This window comes from Desulfobacula sp., assembly GCF_014237455.1.
Lineage (GTDB): Bacteria > Desulfobacterota > Desulfobacteria > Desulfobacterales > Desulfobacteraceae > Desulfobacula.
Map to the genome: position 1 here is coordinate 1 of NZ_JABZFL010000049.1, position 21,930 is coordinate 21,930.

Consider the following 21,930-nt stretch of genomic DNA (forward strand, 5'->3'; position numbering starts at 1 on the left):
GAAAAAGCAGGGTGTGAAGTCCTTGTGGTTCCGGCAACAACAGATGCAAATACCATTAAGCATCTGAACCCTGACGGCATTTTTCTGTCCAATGGCCCGGGAGACCCGGAACCTGTGACCTATGCCGTCGATACCATAAAAAAACTCCTGGGCTTTGTTCCCATATTCGGCATCTGTCTTGGCATGCAGCTTCTCGGCATTGCCATGGGCGGGAAAACAATGAAAATCAAATTCGGTCATAGAGGTGGGAACCAGCCGGTTAAAAACCTTTCAACCAACAAGGTTGAAATCACCTCCCAGAACCATGGGTTTGCAGTGGATTTAAATACCATTGGCAAGGATCATTCCGCCATGACACATATTAACCTGAATGAAGATTCCCTTGAGGGCCTTAAAAATGATAGTATTCAGGCATTTGCCGTACAATATCATCCCGAAGCATCCCCGGGGCCCCATGATTCAGCCTATCTTTTTAACCAATTTGCAAAAGTGATTGAAAATGCCAAAGCGTGAAGACATTAAAAAAATCCTGATCATTGGTGCAGGTCCCATTATTATCAGCCAGGCCTGTGAATTTGATTACTCAGGAACCCAGGCCTGTAAAGCCCTGAAAGAGGAAGGGTATGAAGTCATACTGATCAATTCAAACCCTGCCACCATCATGACCGACCCTGAAACTGCCGACAAGATTTATATTGAGCCTGTCACCCCTGAAACCGTTATCAAGGTCATTGAAAAGGAAAGGCCTGATGCTCTTTTGCCGACCCTGGGCGGTCAGACCGGTTTGAACACAGCTATTGAAGCAGCTAAAACAGGTATTCTTGAAAAATATAATGTTGAGATGATCGGGGCTTCTGAAGAGGCCATTAACAAAGCTGAAGATCGGGAACTTTTCAGGAATGCCATGAACAAGATCGGCTTAAAAATACCCAAAAGCGGATTTGCCACCAATATGCAGGAGGTTGAAGATGTGTCAAAGCGCATTGGCTTTCCCATTATTGTAAGACCCAGCTTCACCCTTGGCGGAACAGGCGGCGGGGTTGCCTATAATATGGAAGAGGTTGCCCGCCTTTCAAAGGCAGGACTTGACGCCAGTCTCAATACCCAGGTCATGCTGGAAGAATCAGTGCTTGGCTGGAAAGAGTATGAGCTGGAAGTCATGCGGGATCATGCGGATAATGTGGTCATCATCTGTTCCATTGAAAATGTGGATGCCATGGGCGTGCACACGGGTGATTCCATCACTGTGGCCCCTGCCCAGACCCTTTCGGACAAGGAATACCAGAAACTTCGGGATGCTTCTATTGCCATTATGAGAGAAATTGGTGTGGATACGGGGGGATCAAATGTCCAGTTTGCCGTCAATCCGGAAAACGGGGATCTTATTGTTGTGGAGATGAACCCAAGGGTATCCAGAAGCTCGGCTCTGGCCTCCAAGGCCACGGGATTTCCCATTGCGAAAATTGCCGCCAAACTGGCGGTGGGGTATACTCTGGATGAAATTCCCAATGATATCACCGGTGAAACCCTTGCCTGTTTTGAGCCTTCCATTGATTATTGCGTGGTCAAAATCCCCAGATGGACCTTTGAAAAATTCCCTGAAACCCAAGACATTCTGACTACATCCATGAAATCCGTGGGGGAAACCATGTCCATTGGCAGAACCTTTAAAGAAGCCTTTCAAAAAGGATTGCGGTCCCTTGAAATCGATAGGGCAGGGTTTGGGGGAGATGGCAAAGATCCGCTTCCCGGCAGTGTCAGCGGCAATGAATTGGAGTATAAACTTTCCACACCCAATTCCCAGCGGCTGTTTTATATAAAATATGCCATTGAACACGGTATGCCGATCACTACGATCTATGAAATGACCGGGATTGACCCCTGGTTCCTCAACCAGATGAAACAGATCGTGGATCTTGAAAAACAGATAACGCTTGCCGGAAAAGATCTTCCCCGGGATCTCTTTGAGAAAGCCAAAAAATACGGCTTCTCGGATAAACAGTTGGCACACCTCACCCATCTGACGGAAAAACAGATTGAGCAGACACGAAAAGACCTTGGCATTGTCCCGGTTTACAAGCTGGTGGATACCTGTGCAGCAGAATTTTCGGCAGCCACGCCTTATTACTATTCCACCTATGAAACAGAATGCGAAGCAAGAGTATCGGACAAACAAAAGGTCATTATCCTGGGCGGTGGACCCAACCGAATCGGCCAGGGCATTGAATTTGACTACTGCTGTGTTCATGCCTCTTTTGCCCTGAAAGAAGAGGGGGTGGAATCCATCATGGTCAACTCCAACCCTGAGACCGTATCCACAGACTATGACACATCTGACAAGCTCTACTTTGAACCCTTAACAAGGGAAGATGTCCTTCACATTGTTGCAAAGGAAAAACCCCATGGGGTGATTGTCCAGTTTGGCGGCCAAACCCCGCTGAACCTTGCCTCGGATCTTCAGAAGGCAGGCGTTCCCATCATTGGAACCAGTCCTGAAAGCATTGACCGGGCCGAAGACAGAGATCTTTTCCAGGAGATGCTCAACAAACTGGGGTTGCGCCAGCCTGAAAACGGCATTGCTTTCAGCTATAAAGAAGCAAAAAGCGTCGCAAGAGATATCGGATATCCGGTCATGGTTCGTCCCTCTTTTGTCTTAGGCGGCCGCGCCATGAAAATTGTATTTGATGAAAACGACCTTGAAGAATACTTTAATCTGGCTGTCCAGGCGTCTCCTGACAAGCCGGTGCTCATTGATAAATTCCTTGAAGAAGCCTTTGAGCTGGATGTAGATGCCATCTGTGACGGTGAAAAAACCATCATTGGCGGTATGATGGAACATATTGAAGAGGCCGGTATCCATTCTGGTGACTCTGCCTGCGTACTGCCGCCATACTCTATTTCTCAAAATCATATTGATGAAATGACCCATGCCGCAAGGGCCATTGCCAAAGAACTGAACGTTAAAGGGTTAATGAACATCCAGTTTGGTATCATGAATGACACGGTCTACATTATTGAGGTCAACCCAAGGGCTTCGAGAACCATTCCCTTTGTCTCCAAAGCCATCGGCGTCCCTCTGGCCAAACTTGCCACAAAAGTCATGCTGGGTAAAACCCTTGATGAACTGGGACTGACAAAGGAAGTGATCCCTCCTTACTATTGTGTTAAGGAAGCAGTCATGCCATTTGACAGATTTGACAATGTTGATCCGGTTCTCGGGCCTGAAATGAAATCCACGGGTGAAGTTATGGGAATTGATAAGGATCTCGGGGCTGCCGTTGCCAAATCCCAGTTTGCAGCCGGACAAAAACTTTCAACGGAAGGTACGGTCTTTATCAGTGTCCAGGACAAGGACAAAATGGCTGCACTGCCGGTTGCCAAAAGCTTTCATGAGATGGGATTCACTATCATAGCCACAAAAGGAACCGCCATGTTCCTTAAAGAGCGCAATGTCCCGACAAAACTTGTCAAAAAAGTCTCTGCCGGTCGCCCCCATGTTGTGGATGCTGTAACAAACAATGAAATTCAATTGATTTTAAACACTGGGGCATCAAGCCAGACCAAGCGGGACGGATATGAAATAAGACGTGCCGCTATTAAGTATAAAATTCCTTATGCTACCACTACAGATGGGGCAAAGACCATCTGCAGTGCTATCCAGGCCCTTAAAAAAGAAGGCCTTAGTGTTAACCCCATTCAATTGTATCACCAGGAAAACAAACATGCACAATCCAATAATTGAGAAAGAAAAGCCCAAAGATGAATGTGGTATATTTGGACTGTATAAGCATCCCGAAGCGGCTAAAATAACCTATTTCGGCCTTTATGCCCTCCAGCACAGGGGGCAGGAAAGCGCCGGCATTTCTGTGAACCGGGGTATAAATGATAAAATTTTCTCCCATAAAGGCATGGGACTTGTCCATAACATCTTTAACATTGAGGACTTAGAACGAATTGAAGGGGGTTCTGCCATTGGACATGTCCGGTATTCCACAACCGGGGATTCCGTTTTAACCAATGCCCAGCCCTTTGTTGTCAACCACAGGCACCGCTCCTATGCTGTGGCCCACAACGGGAATCTGGTGAATGCCCATATCCTGAAAAAAGAGCTGGAAGAACAGGGCTCCATCTTCCAGACCACCATGGATTCAGAGGTTTTCCTTCATCTTTTCATTAAAAATCTGATTAAAGGGGATTATGAGAGTGCGATTTTAAAGGCTGTTTCAAAAATTGAAGGGGCCTATTCCATGATCCTTTTAACCTGTAAGGGTGAAATCATCGGCATGAAAGACCCGAATGGCTTCAGACCTTTAGCCCTTGGAAAACTAAACGGCCATTATGTCCTGGCATCTGAAACCTGTGCCTTTGACCTGATCCAGGCTGAATTCATCCGGGAACTCGATCCCGGGGAAATTGTCATCATTAATGAAGACGGTATTAAAAGCATCAAGCATCCCAAGGCTGCCAAACATAAATCCTTATGTATTTTTGAATATATCTACTTTGCCAGACCCGACTCCACCATTGACGGAAAAAATGTCTATCAAATGAGGAAGGCCCATGGCCGGCGACTGGCACAGGAAGCCCCTGTGGAGGCTGATCTTGTTATGCCATTCCCGGATTCAGGCAATTATGCAGCCATCGGGTATGCAAAAGAATCGGGCATCCCCTTTGAAATGGGCATGATCAGGAATCATTATGTGGGACGAAGCTTTATCCAGCCCACCCAGTCCATGCGGGATTTTGCCGTCCGGGTGAAGCTCAATCCGGTCAGAGAGCTGATCAAAGGCAAAAAAATCATCATTATTGAAGATTCCATCATTCGCGGCACCACCGCAAAAACCCGCGTCAAGGCATTGCGTGAGCTTGGGGTTAAAAAAATACATATGCGTATCTCATGTCCACCTCATAAATTCCCCTGCTATTACGGCATTGATTTTTCTTCAAAAGGTGAATTAATTGCAGCGCAAAAATCCCTGGATGAACTACGGGAATATCTGGGTCTTGATTCTTTACATTATCTTTCCATTGAAGGCATGCTTGAAGCTTCAGGGGTAAAAAATCCGGAACTGAACTTTTGCAAGGCCTGCTTTGACGGAAATTACCCGGTTGCATTTGATCCAAATTTTACCAAACAGTGTATGGGATAATATGCAAAAACAAACCGTTGCATTTTCAAAGAATTCTTCCAATCTCTTTTTTCACATCTTAACAAAGTGTAACCTTTCCTGTACCCATTGCTATATTAATAAAAATCAACACGGGACCAACACCCTTGATATTGAAACCATACGAAACTGGCTCACCCTTTTTTCAAAAAAAGCCCGGCAGACCAATGTCGTTTTTTTGGGGGGAGAGCCCACCCTTCATCCGGATCTTTACCTGGCCGTCAAAAAAGCGAAGTATCTTGGATTCAAGTCCATCACCATTGATACCAACGGGTATTTATTCCACGACATTCTGGACAAAATTTCCTGTGATGATATTGACTTTCTTTCATTCTCCCTGGATGGTGCCACAAAAAAAACCAATGATATTATCCGAGGCAGGGGATGCTATGACAAAGTAATGGAAGGCATCCAAAAGGCTCTGAAAAAAGACTTTTCCTGTTCAATGATCTATACGGTTTCAGATATGAATATTCATGAACTTGAATTGATGCCGGATATAGTTAAAAGTCTTGGTATTAAACGGTTTTTTATCCAGGTAGTCGGCATGAGAGGCAAGTCATCAACATTGGATGGAAAACTCCAGGTATCAAAAGAAACCTGGCTTTCCACCATTCCCAAAGTGGCGGAAACAATTGCCGGCCATGGCATCGTTGTAACCTACCCAAAGGTGTTTCTCGACAATGACGAAATATTTCAATGCGCGGGCAATGTGGCTGACAATTATTTTATATTTCCCAATGGCAGGGTGTACCAGTGCCCTGTCTGCGAAGACTTTCCCCTGCATTCATATGAAATAAAAAACAACAGATTGATTGCCGCACCAAAGATCAATGAAAAAGACCTGTTCGGCCTTGTCATCCCGGAGGGCTGCGTCATGAATAAAATGATTCAGCCCAAAAATCTTTCTTACAATAAAAAAGGCGATCCTGAGCATCAAATTGCCTGCTGCATGCTCAAAGAAGAAATTTCCATGTAAAAAGAGGGGTAAGCTGTGCCAAAAATAACCATCAGAAAGGCGACCATTGAAGACGCAGCACTGCTTCTGCGCTTTGTACATGAACTGGCAAAGGAAGAAAAGGCTGAACATAAAGTCAAAACCAGCAAAGAACAAATTGTAAAAACTCTTTTTGGAAAAAATGCCACCGCCCATGTAATTACATGTGAAGCCGACGGGGTTCCCATTGGTCATGCGGTTTACTTTTTTAACTACTCCACATGGCAGGGTAAAAACGGACTCTATATAGAAGACCTTTACATTTCTCCTGAATACAGAAATTGTGGGGCTGGAAAAGAGATCCTGAAACATCTCTCCTGTCTGGCACTGGAAAAAGACTGCGGCAGGATAGAGTGGTCTGTATTGCACTGGAATGCATCAGCCATTGGATTTTACGAATCTTTGGGGGCCAAACCCCAGGATGAATGGATTCGATACCGGCTGTCCGGCAAGGCTTTAAAAGAAATAGCCTGTTCTTAACCCCAAAAAAATACTTTATCAGTTCCGGGGTTGCAATATTCTATTTTAGCTGAAATAAAACAATAGGCTATAAGTTTAACAACAAATGAAGTGCTATGAGAGAACTTGGGGATAATAATCTTTTGGCCTCAATAAATTTAATAACCCTTGGGAATATAACATGAACCCGTTCCATATCGTTAAAAACTTCCGTATCCGATATAAACTGCTGTTTATCTATTCTTCCACATTTTTTGTAATCATGAGCCTTGCAAGCCTGATCATTTATTCCATTGTCAAACAAAGTGTTGAAAAAAATATTGAAAGCGAGCTTCAAAACTCTACTGCTGCGATATTGAATAATGTAAAAACCGCCGTATCCGTATCCATAAAAAATCATCTGCGGGCAACGGCTGAAAAAAATCATGAAATCATTCAGCACCTTTATGATCTGCAGGCAGCCAGTGAAATCAGTCTTGAAGAAGCCAAGGCACGGGCTACAGATATTATTCTTTCCCAGAAAATCGGAACAACCGGCTATATCTGCATTCTGGACGGTACGGGCAGGGTACTCAAGCATCCTAAAAAATCTTTGGAGGGTTTGGATATTTCCGACCACAAATTTGTACAGGAAATGATTGCCAAAAAGAACGGATATATTGAATATTATTGGAAAAATCCAGATGATTCGATGCCAAGACCCAAGGCTCTTTACCTGAGCTATTTTGAACCCTGGGACTGGATGATTACTGTATCCTCCTATCGAAAAGAATTCAGCAAGCTTGTCAATATCAATGATTTTAAAGAAAGTATCTTGAGTTTAAAATTTGGAAAAACCGGGTATTCCTATATCATGGATGCCAAAGGAAATATGATTATCCATCCTGAACTTTCCGGGATCAATGTGTTTTCCGACCAAAACTTTTCCAGTCGCTTTTTTAAAAAAATGCTGGAAAAAAAGAATGGAAAAATGATTTATCCATGGAAAAACCCCATGGATGAACGGTTCAGGAAAAAACTGGTTCTTTTTAACTATATTCCGGAATATGAATGGATTGTGGCCTCCTCCAGTTATCTGGATGAGTTTTTCTCTCCTTTGAATACCATTAAAACCTTTATCATTATCGTGGGATTTGCCTCATTGATTATTTTTATTCCCATCACCTTTCTCTTGAGTTCCACTATCACAAAACCCTTGCGGGAGCTGATGAACCGATTTAATGAAGATATTATCGATGGGTTTTCCAATCGCCTGGTTAAAATGGAGTCCCATGATGAGGTGGGGCAGCTCACATTTTACTATAACTCCTTTATGGACAAGCTTGAAACCCATAACAAGAATCTTAAAGCCCAGATTGCAGAGCGAAAGCTGGCCCAGGAAGCCCTGCAGGAAAGCGAAAAAAAATATTGGTCTGTTATGAAAGCAACACCTGATCCCATTGTAGTTTATGATATGGGAGGAAATGTCACCTATATGAATCCTGCATTTACAAAGGTGTTTGGATATACGCTGGAAGACAGCATGGGGAAAAAAATGGATCATTTTGTTCCCCAGGGGCACTGGAAAGAAACCATGGAAGGAATCGGAACAATCCTACAGGGCAAAGTGCTGCCGCGAACCGAAACCCAAAGAACGTCAAAGGACGGCAGGCTTATTGATGTGACCACCAGAGGATCGGTCTACCGGGATAAGAACGGAGAACCCGTGGGATCGGTGATTACACACCGGGATGTATCAGACGTCAAGCGCCTTGAAAAGGCTCTTGTGGAAATAGGAGAAAAAGAGCGGCAAAAAATTGGGAATGATCTGCATGATGATCTTTGTCCCCACTTAATCGGGATTGAAGGGTTAACCAAGGTGCTGAAACGAAAAGTTGAAGGGCAGTCGAAAGAAGCAGGTCAATTGTCGGATAAAATAACGGATTTAATAAAGGAAGCCACTTATAAAACACGCTGCCTGGCACGGGGACTTTGCCCGGTTTATTTTAACAATGGCCTTGAAGCTTCATTGCAGGAGCTTGTGACCAATACCCGGATCATGCACCGAATGGACTGCAGTCTTGACTGCCGGGAAAAAATTCCTGTAGGAGACACCGTGGTGACCATCAACCTGTACCATATTGCCCAGGAGGCTGTTCAGAATGCCATTCGTCACGGGAAGGCAGACAAAATTGAAATCATAATAAAAATACAGGAAAATCTATTTCTTCTCAGTGTAAAGGACAACGGGGCTGGAATGGACCCATCAAAGGAAACAAACGGCATGGGCTTACGAATCATGAATCACAGGGCCAAACTTATCGGCGCCTCTTTGCTGATCAATTCTGATGATACCTCAGGCACACGGGTAAATCTGGCTTTACCTTTAAATGCCTTCACTTGAACCGCTGAGATTTTGCTTAATATCAATCATAGTTTAACCATTGCATGAACGTTTTAAAAGTGCTATTTTCAGCCAACATTGAAATATGATTAAGATGATTTATGCCAAATAAAAAGAAAATACTGCTGGTTGAAGATCATCCCATTTTCAGACTGGGGCTTGCCGAACTGATCAATCAGGAAGATGACTTTATTGCTTTTGGCGATTCAAAAGATGTGGATCCTGCCATTAAGGAAATAGAAACCTTAAAACCTGATCTCATTATTGCAGATATCACATTAAAAAAATCTGACGGCATTGACCTTGTAAAATATGTCAAAAAATATCACAAAAATATTCCTGTTCTGGTGTTATCCATGCATGACGAATACTTATATGCTGAACGGGCACTGCATGCCGGTGCCAAAGGGTATATCATGAAACAGGAAGCCATGGAGTCTGTGGTCACAGCCATTCACCATGTTCTTGAAGGGAAAATCTATCTCAATGAAAAAGTGAAAGAACATATTCTTTCCAATATTTCCGGCACCCCGGAAACCAAAAAGAAAACACCCGTTGACCGATTGACAGACAGAGAATTGCAGGTCTTTAAAATGATTGGCAGGGGCTTTTCTTCCAGAGATATTGCAGAAAGACTTTTTTTAAGCATTAAAACCATAGGCACCTATCGAGAAAGAATAAAAAACAAATTTAATTTAAAGCACGCCAATGAACTGATTAGATGTGCCGTGCATTTTGAAAAGACCGGCCAGATCAGTACCCAGCTTGATTAAATCTATCCTTGTAGGTTCTCAAACCTACATTGAAATACTATTTTTACCCACAAATTCTGCAAAATCACCTACATTCAAAATCCGGTTTTCACCGATTGTTTAATTTCTTCTTCTTTAATACACCAAAGATGGCACTTATTTCATGTTGTGAAAATTTTGAAGCTCGTGTTGAAAACACTTAAATTAAGAAGGCTGGCCGGTTAAGGCTGGAAAATATATTTTTATAAAACCATATTATTGGAACAAAAAGGAGGTGAAGCATTTTCTAACTGGTTTTAACACTTAAAGAAGCCAAAATTAACTCTACTTCAAAGGAAAAAGGTAAGATATATTATGACTATACAACCAAATATGACCGACTACGACAAAGAGTACAAAGACTTCAAATGGGATGTCCCGGAATATTACAATTTTGCCGGTGAAGTCATTGACAAATGGGCCCAGGATAAAGAAAAGCTTGCCATGCTATGGGTGGATGACAATGGGACTGAGATCAAAAAAACCTTTAACGATATCAGTGTTGCCTCAAAAAAACTGGCCAATGTTTTAAAAGCCCAGGGGATCGGGCAGGGCGATGTTGTCATTGTGGTTCTTCCCAGAAATATTGAGTGGTGGATCATTTTCACAGCCTGTATCCGCTGCGGTGCCATGATATCTCCTGGAACCACACAGCTCACCGCAAAAGATCTGGAGTTTCGTGCCACTAAATCCAATGCTGCCTGTATCATTACCAATCCTGAGATTGCAGCAGCTTTTGATGAGGTAGCAGACAAATGCGACACTGTAAAATCAAAAATTGTTATTGAAGCTGCCAAAGATGGATGGGTCTTTTTTGACGATGCCATGAAAGATGCATCTGATGAGTTTGAAACAGCTAAAACGAAAGCTGAAGACAATTGCCTGGTTTATTTTACATCCGGCACAACAGGATTTCCCAAAATGGCATTACATGCCCATTCCTATGGATTCGGACACCAGGTAACCGGAAAATACTGGCTGGATCTGAAACCTGAAGACATGCACTGGAATATATCTGATACAGGTTGGGCTAAAGCTGCCTGGTCAAGCTATTTTGGCCCATGGAACCAGGGAGCTGCCCAGTTTATCCATCACACAGACCGGTTTGATCCAAAATTCACCCTTGATTTACTGGCTAAATATCCGGTCACTACCATGTGCGGTGCGCCCACTATCTACAGGATGCTGGTATTGCAGGATCTGTCACAATACAAATTCCCGACACTTCGACATTGTGTTGGTGCCGGTGAACCCTTAAACCCGGAGATCATTGATGTCTGGGAAAAAGCCACCGAATGTATTATCAGAGACGGTTACGGACAGACTGAGACGGTTCTTCTTGCCGGAAGTTTCCCCTGCATTGAACCTCGTTTCGGTTCCATGGGAAAACCAACCCCTGGTATTGACCTGCATGTTATTGACGATCAGGGCAATATCCTTGAGCCAAACCAGGAAGGTGAAATAGCTATAAAAATAGATTCCGGAAAACCGGTAGGCCTTTTTAAAGAATACTGGAAAGAACCTGAAAGGACAGCGTCTGCATTTATTCCGGGCTGGTATCTCACAGGCGATAAAGCCTATGTGGATGAAGACGGATACTTCTGGTTTGTAGGAAGATCTGATGATGTTATCTTGTCTTCCGGTTACAGGATCGGACCATTTGAGGTGGAAAGCGCCCTGATCGAGCATCCGTCTGTTGCAGAATCTGCCGTTGTTTCAAGTCCGGATGAGACTCGTGGTGAAGTAGTGAAGGCTTTTATAGTTCTTGTTCCAAATAATGAACCCAGCGATGACCTGGTTAAAGAATTGCAGAATTATGTCAAAAAGACCACTGCACCCTATAAATATCCAAGAAAAATAGAATTTGTAAAAGAATTGCCTAAAACCATCAGCGGTAAGATACGCCGAATTGACTTGAGAGACTCTGAGTGGGGCAGATAAAACCTTACTATAAGCAAAATGGTTAAAACAGGCTAACTTTGCGGGCACCCATACCCGATCTACTGGAGGGTGCCCACAAAAATTAAATATTATATTTATTAAAAAAGGAAGCTTTTCCATGAAAGAAAAACTCTATAAAAAAGAAATTACACTCACTCTTGTGTTTTCTGCTTTACTGCTTTTAGTGGGCCACTCAGCATCTATTTTCGTTCTCTTCCCAGGGCTCCAGCAAGGCACATTGTGGGGATTCCCTACTCAATACATTGTTCCCATCCTTTTGGGGTGGTTTGGGGTTGCGGCAGTCTGTCTGGCCATGACCGTCATGTGTAATAAATTTGATGACGAAATGGAAGACTATGTCAATTCACTTCCACCTGTCACTGAAACCGAAAAAATTGATAAATAAGGAGACCATGATATGCCAGCCGAATATGCGTTAAGTAATGTATGGATAGGAATCGGTATTGTTTTTATCCTTTTTGTTATTTTCTATACTGTGGGTTATATGGCCAGCCGTAAAACCACTTCTGATGAAGATTTTTACGCAGCAGGATTTTCCATCGGGCCTGTTACCAATGGTCTGGGAATGGCAGCCACATGGGCTAGTCTTGCGACCTTTTTAGGCGTCATTGCCCTGATTTTAAAACTCCAGGTACCTTTTGTCTATCTCTGGATTCAATGGGCCATCTCCATCCCCTTGCTCACCCTTTTATACGGGACCAGTTTAAGGCGGATGAAGGCCTTTACCCCCGCTACCTTTATCAGGCAAAGATATGGGAAACCGTCCACTATCATTATTGTCTGCTGGATGATCCTAATCATGATCATGTATGCGCTGGGCCAGATGATCGGTCTGGGAAGAGCATTCGAGCTTCTCTTTGGCGTACCGTATAATACTGCCATCATTGTTGCAGGAATTGCAACTGTCGGATTCATCACCATCGGCGGTATGTACGGCGCCACCTATAATGCAGCCTTCCAGATGGTTGTCATGACCATTGCCATGATTGTTCCCATGGGTGCCATCATGAAAATCATGGGATCATCCGGATGGTGGTTCCCGCCTTTGGCTTATGGCGACATGGTTCCGGATATGATTAAAAATATCCCCACTTTTTTTGATATGAAATATGATTTTAGATGGTATTTTGCTCTGATCCCCGCGTTTACCTTAGGACCCATTGCATTACCCCATCTGGCCATGAAAGTATTTACTTCTTCCTCTGTAAAGAGTGCCCGCTGGGCAGTTGTATGGTTTGCCATCTTTTTGGGTCTTCTTTTCTCAGGAACCTATGTAGTCGGATTTGCAGGCAACTTCTTTACCGCCACCACAGGCAGGATAATTGAAAAGGCTGACCAGACCCTCTTGATTCTCAATGTATTTTACAACCCGACACTTGTTGCTGCCTTTGTTATGGGCGGTGCCGTGGCTGCAGGGCTTTCCACTATTGGTGGCAACCTTATGGCCATTGCAGGGCTTGTGGGATCAGACCTTTTGGGAATCATTGCTCCTGATATGGAAACTTCTAAAAAAATGAAATGGGGCTATGCGGCCCTTCTCATGGGTGGAGCTGCTGCCATTCTCATGGCTTTCAGCCCGCCAAAATTTTTGGTGACCAGTATCCTCTGGGCATTCGGGCTCCTTGCCACCACAGCCACCCCGGCTATTTTACTGGGGGTGTGGTGGAAAGAAGCCAATAAGCTTGCTTTAATGGTCACTTCACTCTTCTGCGGATTTCTTTTTATTCTGATCTCTCCCCATGTCATCCCCTCTATTTGTGTGGGTAGCGGCCTTGTAGCAGCACTTGGCATGTCCGGCGGAATGGTCACCATACCATTGAGTTTTGCCATGTTTATCATCCTGTCCATTGTCTTTAACAGACTGTCCATGTTCAAAGCCTTTGCTCCCACATTGGCAGACAAAAAAGTAATTGACAGAATCCATGGCTGGGGAACAGATTATGAAGAAACCAGGTATAATGGTATTACCTGGCCTTTAATTGTATCTGCTGTTTGTATCGCTATATTTTTCTGGGGTCTCCAACCCTGGAGTTAAAACTTTAAAAGGTGTTCTCCTTCTGAGTTCAGCCTAGTTGCAGTCCCCCCGAGGATATGATAAACTCTCGGGGACTGTAACCAAAAAAGGAAACCCGTATGAACTATTTTAACTCCATGATCCGGCTTCTTCAATTCGATACTGCCCCCATAAAAAAGCTGAACATAAAACAACTGCAATATTGCTGCATCATTAATGTAGTCATTCTGGGATTCATTTACGGATTTTCCGCCTTTTTTTTCAGCAAAATCGTTTTAGTTGAAAAAGGATTGGATACTTCTTCTTTTAACGCCTTAAAAATTATTATTGCGGGCATCCCCATAGCGTTTTTAATGCATGCCAGTGCATCACTCTTTTTCTGGGTTTTCCTAAAAGCTATCGGCGGAAAAGCAAATTTTATGCTGTCATACTTTAATATGGGTGCTGCATCTATTTCCCTGTGGCCATTGGCACCCTTTATAGCGGCCCTTCAAACCGGCAGTAATATGCCTTTGATGATTGGTCTGACTATTTGCTTTTCGTTATATGGTTTTGCTGTGAATGTTCTGTTAATGAAAGAGACCTTTCAATTATCCCATATCAAAATGTTTATTGCCACATCTGTTACGATAATCTATATCGGGTGTTTCTTATATCTGTGGGTATAAGTCGATGCTTTTACCGAACTAGTTTTTCTTCTTTCGTTTTTTCTTCTTTTTTTCCCACTCTTCCTGCTCCTGGATTAATTCCTGAATGCTTTGGGCCTCATTGGATAAAGAGAGGGTATAGGTATACTCTTTTTTGCTGACGGGTATGGTTTGAATCTTTTTATTTAAAAACTGCTGGATATCTTCAAGGCGTTCTTTTTCTTCTTTGCTGCAAAAGGAGAGGGCATTCCCTTTATTAACCCCTCTTCCTGTTCTTCCCACCCTGTGGACATAATTTTCACTCTTTTCCGGAAGATCATAATTAATGACATAGTGAACATCGGGAATATCAATGCCCCTGGCACTGACATCCGTGGCAATCATAATATTTATTTTGCCTTGTTTAAAAAGGCGCATCACTTCTGTCCTCTCCTTTTGATCTTTTTCCCCATGAAGAGTTGAAGACTTTATATCACCCCTTTCAAGGGCTTTTGCCACCCGTTCCGCCCGAACCCTGGTTCTGACAAAGACAATGATCCTTGCTTCTGGGTTATCACTGATGAATCTTCGTAAAAAAAAGCGTTTATCATCCATTTCAACAAACATAACAAAATGGGATACGTTTTTGGAAACCGGATCTTCCGGGGAAATTTGAATCCTGATGGCAGAAGATTTCACCTGGGAAAAAGCAAGCTTTTTAATCTCCTTATTAATTGTTGCAGAAAAGAAAAGCGTCTGATGTTTTTTAAAAAGCTTTCTTTTTATTGATTTGATATCATTGATAAATCCAAGATCCAGCATCTGGTCAGCTTCATCCAGTACAAGAGTATCCACTCGTTTCAGGCTGATAGCCCCCTGGCTGATCAGGTCAAACATTCGTCCGGGTGTTGCCACAAGCACATCTATTCCATTGGCAAGCTTTTTAATCTGAGGGTCTTGTCCAACTCCGCCGTAAACTGCAAATGTTTTTGTCTTGGTGTGCTTTGAAAAATCATCAAATACGGACCCGATTTGAGAGGCCAGCTCCCTTGTGGGTACCAGGATAATACATTTAATTCCCCAGGACCGCTTTGAGCTCTTTGCCCTGTGAATCTTATCAATTATGGGAATGGCAAATGCCGCTGTTTTCCCTGTACCTGTCTGGGCAATGGCAAGCACATCCTCTCCCTTCATGATAGAAGGAATAGCCTTATACTGGATGTCAGTAGGACGTTTAAATCCAAACTCTGACAAATTTCTTTTGATAGCGGATGATATATGGTAAGTGTCAAATTTCATGGGGTCTCTGCTATAATTCAAGTTAAAGTCCCAAAATACAAAAAAATTCTTTAAAATGCAATATCAGAACCGGACAATTGCATGCAAAAGACCCTTAATCTACTTCTTAAAAACGAAAATTAAAAATAATTATTTTGCTATAACCCGGTCGGGATGTGGGTTGCAACTCATTGGATTCAAATTCTGCGTTGTGCTAAGTGATATAAAAAATTGAATAAAATTGAGTTTTCTAAAATAATCTAAGTCTCCAATAAAGAACCTTTTGGTATATCCTTCTTGATTAAATTATATTTCCACCTAAGTTGAATTATTGAAATGCCTTTACAGCCTTCAAAGATGTTGATATAGATTTCCAGAATGTATTTTTTTAATTTGTTTGCTCGGATATCATTAAAATTTAAAAGTTAAAAAGATCCGCACAAGCAACTACTTAGCTTTCAAAAATTTTAAACTAAGGAAGTAAAATGAAATTGGTCAGAATTAAGGCAAATTATACAGAGAACGAAATAGAACATTTCATTCTTTCCGTATTGGTTGATCATGAAAATAACCTTCTGACTGATACAGAAATGTTTGGTTATGTTGTTGATGAAAGTGAAGATGTTCTCGACAGATATCCTTTTATCATAACAGCAACAACGAACAAAAAGACACTAATGTTAGATTATGGCGCAGATTCTGGATATGCTACGAGCAAAATAAATCTACCCACAAAGAAGATAAAAGTTGGTGAGTATTTTACACGTTGGGAAGAAGGGGATGAAGAAGAATATACATATATTATAGAGAAAATATTTGAAATAATAAGCTAACCAGTCGTAAAACGTGGACAACCTTAAGTTTGTTTTTTACAACCGAAAAATGACCCCCTTTCAGAGTCTATATGATTCATATATCTTATTGATCTCCCCCTGCATCTCCTCCACGAACCAATCCGGTTCAAGTACCCGTGCTTCATGACCATATGAAAGTATCCAGGAAAGAGTTTCGATGTAAGATGTCGCAGTAAATGTAAGTTCGACCTTATCACCCTTTTTTCCTTTTATAATTTGGTCGTGACTCCAGATTCTTTCCTTTACATGCTTGGCAGCATAACCGGTGAATTCCACCCTTGCCTGAAAAGAATCTTCTTTGATAACACCAAAGGTTCGATTAAACGACTTTTCAAAATCAAAATTATCAGGGAATTTAAAGGGTGTCTCTGTGATTTCAAGGGCCTCGATCCTGTGAATTACCAGCAGGGGATCAAACTTAGGTGCCTTATATACTTTGCCGGGGGCTTTGGCCATTTGAGCATGTAAATAAATGATATCGTCTTTGGAAAAGAGCTTTAATGGTTTGATATAGAATATTTTAGGTTCTTGATTCAATATGGATTTATAAGTGATTTTACAGACCTTGCTGTTTTCCATGGCAATTATTACATCTTTTATTATTCCCTGGTGGCCCGAATAATCGATTGTTCCAGGGGTAAAAGCACCAAAATGTTTAGCAGAAACGGTTTCTCTATTTTTTATCAAGATCTGACTTTTACCAAGAGCATTCAAAGCCTGGTCAAATATTTCTTTTCCAATTAAGTGTTTGGTAAAAGCACAGCACATCTGCAAAATTCCATATTCTGACTGACTCAAGTTCATTTCTTTAGCAGGAATTTTCTCTTTCTTGATCTTAAAGATCCGTCTTCTATCCTTAATAAAATCTTCGATTTTAATGCCTTCAGTGGAGCTGTTTATTTTATCGACAATTCGCCCGATTGTTTGTTTTGAACACCCCAGTTCCCTTGAAAGCTCAGTCAATGAATATTCATAAGGAGAAAAGTATAGTTTAAAAAATAATTCAATAACTTTTTGCCCATGATCTTTATCGGGCTTGATTTTTTTGGTCATGATGTCCCTCTCAAAAATAAGTGAAGAGTCGTTCCATCCCATGGAATACTGTCATGATAATATGAATTAAACAATAAAAAAAGGGGGATAACAAAATGAAAGCAGAACTTATTATCAACAACGTCAGGTTAGAGCTTGGACATAGAGAGTTAAATGAAATATCATATGCCCTGAACGATTGTGAAAGAACCAAAGATATTTTTCACGAATTGGCTCAATCGCCTTCAGCAGATACAAGGTCAAATATTGTATCGCAAAATCATCTTCATGCTAAAACGGTTAGGCTTCTTTTATCTGACTCCCAAATAGAGGTTATTCGATCTATGATTGACCGGGATCAATTCATATCACTAATGAGGAAAGAAGATATTGAACAATTTATAAACACTGGTGATTCTGAAATTTTAACTGACATCGTGGATAACATTTCTGATTTAACAGACGAGCATGAAGTTTGCGAAAAAGATTGGTTGTGTGAAAAACTCTATCAACAAGCAGATCCCACGATAAGGTTTAAATTAGCAGAAAATGATGAAACATCAGATTTCATTCTAAAAAAATTAAAGGCAGATTCAGATATTAATGTATCCCAGGCAGCCCAGGACACCCTGGATGAAATTGAAGCAGTAGATTTTAATGATGACGATGACGATGTTCCCATGTAGCATCAAATTTATTGGAAAGCTAATCCAAAAGCAATCGTAAAATAAAAATATAAAAGGGCTCGAAACACCTGCCAATTAGGTGTATAATGAATTTAATCAATTAAAATTTTAAAGGAATGATGGACGATGACTCATTTAAAAAATAATGAAAGAAAGTTATTTATTGATGAAATTCAATTCGATTATGAAACCGGCCACATCTTAAAAAAAATATTTGCATTAGGGGACAAGATTATATTTTTACCCTGTATATATTTGGATTTTTATGAAACCACATCCAAGAATCCTGTTCCTTTGTCTCATGTTATCAGCAATATCTATGAGTTCACCTTCAAGCCTGTAAAAAGATTCAAGAATGAACAGCATGGAGGCTGTTATCATTATCTTATTGAGGTTGAAAATAATTTCACAGTTTTTCATTTTAATTGGTTGAATAAATATGAAAAATATTTACAACTCGGGCAGCTCTATAAGGGTTATGGGACATTACGGTGTTCCGCTGGAGATCCTTCAACGGAAAATAAATCAATAGATCCACTGGCCATAGAACCCATTACAAAAAAAGCTGTTTTGAATAAAATTATTGTTGAATATACCAACCAGTGGGGTGATACAGAAACTCCTTTTTCAAAGTTGGGTTATCCTGTGGATTTTGAACATTTTAAATCAGTGTGTTCAAGCTATCAACCCGTTCGAACACTGTTGTCCACAAAGGATAAGAATGACTCTGATCAAATCCTTTTTGAAGTAGACCTATATTGATTCTAAGGTCTGACAAACATAAAACATAATAACAGGATTAAAAAATGTGTGGATATTGCTTTGAAGGCGGGGTGCTTATACCAGCTTTGGAGTTGGCATATAAGGGTGAGAAAACAAAAATTGACGGCTTTAATATTGAAAACTATTTGCAAGAAGAAAGTAATCTTTATTTAGTTGTAGATGAAGCCAAAAAATTTGAATGCCGAAACGATTATGCAGGGATCATTTTATGCAGATTGTATGAAAAATATATTTTATCTGGGGTTGATAATGTTCTTTACAAAAAAATAACTTCAATATTTGGAGATGACATAGTTAATACTGTTCTAAAAAAAAGCAGCTTGGACAGCAAACAATACGTGTCAAGGATAAGAAAAAAGCTGAGCGATAAAGAAATTTATCAAAATAATCGGCAATGGGACAATTGTATTTCTGGCAAACCGGAACTAATAGAAGACTCCTTAAATCTCTTAAATTTCTACTATGATTGGTGGATAAAAGGGCAAAATAAAAGGAAAAGTGATTCATTATTGAGACTTAAAAAAACAGGTATAATGGACCCAATAGCAAATACTCCCAAAACAGAATGGGAAAGGTTTTATGCCCTGTTCCCATTGGTATATTTTTCTTTAACATATTTGTGGAAATATCATAGCGACACAGAACTAATAGAAAAAATCGCTTTGCATTGTCCGGATGGTACGCCGGATTTTGGTGGATATGACTTATGGTTACAGAGAAAAGCATTTGTTTTTTTTATTCAAAAAGTTGGCATAGTTAAGGCATTGGAAAAAATCGATCAAGTACGAATAGAACTCATATATTATACTTTATTGAAGACAAATTTTGAAATAGCTGAACTTGAAATAATTAAAAAGGTTGTTGTTTCATTTGAAAAAAACCATGTCGTATCTTCATGTGAATATGAAGATGTACTTTCGATAATTGATGATCTGATTCTGGTCAAAGGGAAAATCGACAATTTAAATACCTTATACCCAACAATCCCTTCTCAAACGCTAAAAGAATATCACTGCCCTCATTGTAATAAATTTCTTTTTAAAGGAAATGTCCAAAAGCTGAATATGGTATGTAGCCATTGTCAGAAGATGATAATACCTGATGGAAATGAATTTTAGAAATAAAAACAAAACCGGAAGCCATCTCCTAATAAATTATTTTTGATGTAAAATATTGATATGTAATCTATGTTTAGTTTTAATTTATATGATTTATTTATTTGTTTGAGTTTAAGGTAATGGAAATCTATAAAAAATGAAGCGTTTCAATATGGAAATAAAATCTACAAAAATTTTAAACAATCTATCTTTTGAATCAATTTTTCAACTTAAAGGTAAAGTTCAATCAGTTGAAATTATCTCAGCATATACTGATATTGACTTTATTGATAACATATTAGATTATATGTTGAAAAATGGTAACAAGGTCGATAAACTACATTTTTCAATCTATCTTGACTATCATTCAAGTGGGTACTCTTCGAACCAACTTGCAAGAGAAAAGATAGACCACATTGCAGTAAAAATTCATGAAAAATTTGATTCTAAAAGTGGTGTGTTTTTGGCAAAAGATGGACAATTATTTCACTCAAAGTGCATTATTAGTCAATCTAGAACAAGTATTAATCTCATATTGGGATCAATAAATTTCACCAATTATGGATTTTCGAAAAATGAAGAAATGGCCATTTGCGGGCAAGCTAAAAAAGAAGGACATTCACAAATTAATCTGTTGGCAAATCAAGTTTGGAATTACATTAAAGAGATTTCATCCGAACAAATTGGCCATAGTGACTTCAACATAAAACCATCATCTTTAAGACAAGTTCTATTAGATGGCGAAATGTACTATGAAAAAAAAGACAATAATCCTTTCAATTTTCCATTGAATCTATCGCCTGAAATTAGGGACATAGATCAAAATATCAATCCACTTATTGGGGCAAAAATTAACAATTCATTATCCTTAGAAAATTTAATATCAAACAGTAATAAGTTAAAGAAATTATTACTTCCGAAAGCAAGCAGTAACTTGTCGTGGAAAAAATTCTGCATAGAAACATGCTATGGCTTTTGGGCACCTTCTGATGAACGAAAAAATATAGAGGAAGTAATTGATGAGAAATCTGAAAAAAGATCCCCATATTACAAATCATTATTCAAAGTAATTGAAAATTATAAAGATGACATTAAAATTTATATCACTAGTATTGCAAGAGATATTGAAAAATATGTAGTTGATCAGCATGTAAAAGATAGTAATGGTGAAATAATTAATTGGAGTTGTGAAGACACCTTAATGGCATGGGATGATTGGTATGAAAGGTTAGAAGACAAACTTAAAATTCCACAATTTCGTAAACGCATAATTGTTGGCGTTATAACAGCATCTGTTCCAAATGTTTGGTCAGACACAATAAGTGCATCTGATTTCGAAGAATCTTTTGCTGAAAACCTCCAATATTATTTTGTAAAAGGTCAAATTTCAACCAATAAACATGCTGCAAAATCATTCATGAATAAATACCCTTTAAATATTAAAAAATATTCAACTTGTTCCCACACAAAAGACCTTGTGAAAATGCTGAATTATGCCATAGAAACAATGACATATGGTGCTGTGAAAATCACATAACAAATTGTGCAACTATATTTCTTGACAAGTTTAATCAAAGACATTTTTTTGAATTCAACGATATAATATAGCAAATTTATAGTTGCAGATTTTGAAAATTATTCTCCGCGATTCGAGCCCTATAAATTTTTTGATGTATAAGATGTAAGCGCTTAAGGAACCACACCCTCAAGGCGTGTGAAAATCAGATATAAATTTAAACGGCGGGACCTGCAAGCAGGGTCTTGTCAACATTTTGCGGCATCAGAGCCATAAAGTCATCA

At 40.2% G+C, this 21,930-nt stretch carries 18 protein-coding genes; 16 read left to right on the forward strand and 2 right to left on the reverse strand.

The genetic code is table 11. From position 1 onward, the window contains the following. The 11 genes from HGJ91_RS07025 to HGJ91_RS07075 form a co-directional block, all read left to right on the forward strand. A partial coding sequence (locus HGJ91_RS07025) for a gamma-glutamyl-gamma-aminobutyrate hydrolase family protein (protein ID WP_291347003.1) occupies positions 1–513 on the forward strand: 513 nt, incomplete at its 5' end. After that, positions 500–3,742 (forward strand): carbamoyl-phosphate synthase large subunit, encoded by a 3,243-nt coding sequence (gene carB / locus HGJ91_RS07030; RefSeq protein ID WP_291347004.1) that lies wholly within the window; start codon positions 500–502, stop codon positions 3,740–3,742. The genes HGJ91_RS07025 and carB, both read left to right, overlap by 14 nt. Continuing rightward, positions 3,723–5,150, forward strand: coding sequence for an amidophosphoribosyltransferase (gene purF, locus HGJ91_RS07035; RefSeq protein ID WP_291347005.1), 1,428 nt, complete (start codon positions 3,723–3,725; stop codon positions 5,148–5,150). The genes carB and purF overlap by 20 nt, the downstream gene beginning before the upstream one ends. 1 nt (position 5,151) lies before the next feature. Continuing rightward, entirely contained in the window at positions 5,152–6,147 is a 996-nt protein-coding gene (locus HGJ91_RS07040; RefSeq protein ID WP_291347006.1) for a radical SAM protein, read from the forward strand. Positions 6,148–6,162: 15 nt separating this feature from the next. Beyond that, positions 6,163–6,645: a GNAT family N-acetyltransferase gene (locus tag HGJ91_RS07045; protein ID WP_291347007.1), complete on the forward strand. Its 483-nt coding sequence runs from the start codon at positions 6,163–6,165 to the stop codon at positions 6,643–6,645. Between the two features lie 160 nt (positions 6,646–6,805). Beyond that, positions 6,806–9,007, forward strand: a complete 2,202-nt coding sequence (locus HGJ91_RS07050) for a cache domain-containing protein (protein WP_291347008.1) — start codon at positions 6,806–6,808, stop codon at positions 9,005–9,007. A 101-nt stretch (positions 9,008–9,108) separates the two neighbouring features. Beyond that, positions 9,109–9,780 carry a response regulator transcription factor gene (locus HGJ91_RS07055; RefSeq protein ID WP_291347009.1) on the forward strand — a complete coding sequence of 224 codons (672 nt, stop codon included), beginning with the start codon at positions 9,109–9,111 and terminating at the stop codon, positions 9,778–9,780. A 333-nt stretch (positions 9,781–10,113) separates the two neighbouring features. Beyond that, positions 10,114–11,739: an AMP-binding protein gene (locus HGJ91_RS07060; protein WP_291347010.1), complete on the forward strand. Its 1,626-nt coding sequence runs from the start codon at positions 10,114–10,116 to the stop codon at positions 11,737–11,739. A 118-nt stretch (positions 11,740–11,857) separates the two neighbouring features. Continuing rightward, entirely contained in the window at positions 11,858–12,145 is a 288-nt protein-coding gene (locus HGJ91_RS07065) for a hypothetical protein (RefSeq protein WP_291347011.1), read from the forward strand. A gap of 12 nt (positions 12,146–12,157) precedes the next feature. After that, complete coding sequence (locus tag HGJ91_RS07070; RefSeq protein ID WP_291347012.1) at positions 12,158–13,795, forward strand: sodium:solute symporter; 1,638 nt, start codon at positions 12,158–12,160, stop codon at positions 13,793–13,795. Positions 13,796–13,893: 98 nt separating this feature from the next. Then, positions 13,894–14,442: a hypothetical protein gene (locus HGJ91_RS07075; RefSeq protein WP_291347013.1), complete on the forward strand. Its 549-nt coding sequence runs from the start codon at positions 13,894–13,896 to the stop codon at positions 14,440–14,442. An 18-nt stretch (positions 14,443–14,460) separates the two neighbouring features. Here the strand turns inward: HGJ91_RS07075 and HGJ91_RS07080 are convergent, their stop codons facing one another. Further along, a complete protein-coding gene (locus tag HGJ91_RS07080) occupies positions 14,461–15,699 on the reverse strand; it encodes a DEAD/DEAH box helicase (protein WP_291347014.1) in 1,239 nt (412 codons plus the stop codon). 464 nt (positions 15,700–16,163) lie between these two features. Here HGJ91_RS07080 and HGJ91_RS07085 point away from each other — a divergent pair, with 464 nt between their 5' ends. Continuing rightward, entirely contained in the window at positions 16,164–16,511 is a 348-nt protein-coding gene (locus HGJ91_RS07085) for a hypothetical protein (protein WP_291347015.1), read from the forward strand. 60 nt (positions 16,512–16,571) lie between these two features. Here the strand turns inward: HGJ91_RS07085 and HGJ91_RS07090 are convergent, their stop codons facing one another. Beyond that, positions 16,572–17,585, reverse strand: a complete 1,014-nt coding sequence (locus HGJ91_RS07090; protein ID WP_291347016.1) for a WYL domain-containing protein — start codon at positions 17,583–17,585, stop codon at positions 16,572–16,574. Between the two features lie 95 nt (positions 17,586–17,680). Between HGJ91_RS07090 and HGJ91_RS07095 the strand changes: the two genes are divergently transcribed. The 4 genes from HGJ91_RS07095 to HGJ91_RS07110 all read left to right on the forward strand — a co-directional run bounded on the left by HGJ91_RS07095 (position 17,681) and on the right by HGJ91_RS07110 (position 21,667). After that, positions 17,681–18,250: a hypothetical protein gene (locus HGJ91_RS07095; RefSeq protein WP_291347017.1), complete on the forward strand. Its 570-nt coding sequence runs from the start codon at positions 17,681–17,683 to the stop codon at positions 18,248–18,250. A gap of 126 nt (positions 18,251–18,376) precedes the next feature. Continuing rightward, positions 18,377–19,012 carry a hypothetical protein gene (locus tag HGJ91_RS07100; protein ID WP_291347018.1) on the forward strand — a complete coding sequence of 212 codons (636 nt, stop codon included), beginning with the start codon at positions 18,377–18,379 and terminating at the stop codon, positions 19,010–19,012. Between the two features lie 44 nt (positions 19,013–19,056). Then, a complete protein-coding gene (locus HGJ91_RS07105; RefSeq protein ID WP_291347019.1) occupies positions 19,057–20,151 on the forward strand; it encodes a hypothetical protein in 1,095 nt (364 codons plus the stop codon). A 136-nt stretch (positions 20,152–20,287) separates the two neighbouring features. Further along, positions 20,288–21,667: a phospholipase D-like domain-containing protein gene (locus HGJ91_RS07110; RefSeq protein WP_291347020.1), complete on the forward strand. Its 1,380-nt coding sequence runs from the start codon at positions 20,288–20,290 to the stop codon at positions 21,665–21,667. Positions 21,668–21,930: the final 263 nt, after the last annotated feature.

Bases quoted from the DNA above. Each gene is read 5' to 3' on its own strand.
- carB (WP_291347004.1), top strand. From the start codon at position 500: ATGCCAAAGCGTGAAGACATTAAAAAAATCCTGATCATTGGTGCAGGT.
- purF (WP_291347005.1), top strand. From the start codon at position 3,723: ATGCACAATCCAATAATTGAGAAAGAAAAGCCCAAAGATGAATGTGGT.
- HGJ91_RS07040 (WP_291347006.1), top strand. From the start codon at position 5,152: ATGCAAAAACAAACCGTTGCATTTTCAAAGAATTCTTCCAATCTCTTT.
- HGJ91_RS07050 (WP_291347008.1), top strand. From the start codon at position 6,806: ATGAACCCGTTCCATATCGTTAAAAACTTCCGTATCCGATATAAACTG.
- HGJ91_RS07055 (WP_291347009.1), top strand. From the start codon at position 9,109: ATGCCAAATAAAAAGAAAATACTGCTGGTTGAAGATCATCCCATTTTC.
- HGJ91_RS07060 (WP_291347010.1), top strand. From the start codon at position 10,114: ATGACTATACAACCAAATATGACCGACTACGACAAAGAGTACAAAGAC.
- HGJ91_RS07065 (WP_291347011.1), top strand. From the start codon at position 11,858: ATGAAAGAAAAACTCTATAAAAAAGAAATTACACTCACTCTTGTGTTT.
- HGJ91_RS07070 (WP_291347012.1), top strand. From the start codon at position 12,158: ATGCCAGCCGAATATGCGTTAAGTAATGTATGGATAGGAATCGGTATT.
- HGJ91_RS07075 (WP_291347013.1), top strand. From the start codon at position 13,894: ATGAACTATTTTAACTCCATGATCCGGCTTCTTCAATTCGATACTGCC.
- HGJ91_RS07080 (WP_291347014.1), bottom strand. From the start codon at position 15,699: ATGAAATTTGACACTTACCATATATCATCCGCTATCAAAAGAAATTTG.
- HGJ91_RS07085 (WP_291347015.1), top strand. From the start codon at position 16,164: ATGAAATTGGTCAGAATTAAGGCAAATTATACAGAGAACGAAATAGAA.
- HGJ91_RS07090 (WP_291347016.1), bottom strand. From the start codon at position 17,585: ATGACCAAAAAAATCAAGCCCGATAAAGATCATGGGCAAAAAGTTATT.
- HGJ91_RS07095 (WP_291347017.1), top strand. From the start codon at position 17,681: ATGAAAGCAGAACTTATTATCAACAACGTCAGGTTAGAGCTTGGACAT.
- HGJ91_RS07100 (WP_291347018.1), top strand. From the start codon at position 18,377: ATGACTCATTTAAAAAATAATGAAAGAAAGTTATTTATTGATGAAATT.
- HGJ91_RS07105 (WP_291347019.1), top strand. From the start codon at position 19,057: ATGTGTGGATATTGCTTTGAAGGCGGGGTGCTTATACCAGCTTTGGAG.
- HGJ91_RS07110 (WP_291347020.1), top strand. From the start codon at position 20,288: ATGAAGCGTTTCAATATGGAAATAAAATCTACAAAAATTTTAAACAAT.